General features: G+C 39.1%; 1 protein-coding gene. It reads left to right on the forward strand.

Annotated features, from left to right (window positions below):
- Window positions 1–476, forward strand: a 476-nt coding sequence (locus C7Y47_RS24735; protein ID WP_142511134.1) for a tyrosine-type recombinase/integrase, incomplete at both ends; no start/stop codon positions are given.

Here is a 476-nt window from a genome sequence, read left to right on the forward strand (position 1 = left end):
TACCTGAGTAAGAATCCAACTTCCAAAATTAAAGAACCGAAAGTAGGAAAGCGGATACCCAAGTATTTAACCGAACGGAAGATTGAACACCTCCGTGAATCCTGTCATTCCGCAATGGAAAAAGCGATTTTCGAATTCATGTTTTCTACTGGTTGCCAAATTGGAGAAATAGTTGCTTTAGAAAAGAACCATATTAATTGGTCCAATCAATCCGCAATCGTTAGAGGAAAAGGTGATAAGGAAAGGGAGGTTTATTTTAATACGCGTTGTGACATATGGCTTAAACGTTATATTGAAAGCCGTACCGACAATAATCCTGCCATCTTTGTGACAGTAAGGCAGCCACATAAAATGAGTGTTGCCCAAATGCGATACATCATCAAGCGGATATCAAATCGTGCTGAAATCAATAAAGAAATTCATCCACACCAACTTAGACACAGCTATGCAACTCATTTGTTGAACAATGGAGCTCC

Origin of the sequence: Lysinibacillus sphaericus (assembly GCF_006864135.1) — a bacterium.
Classification (GTDB): Bacteria; Bacillota; Bacilli; order Bacillales_A; family Planococcaceae; genus Lysinibacillus.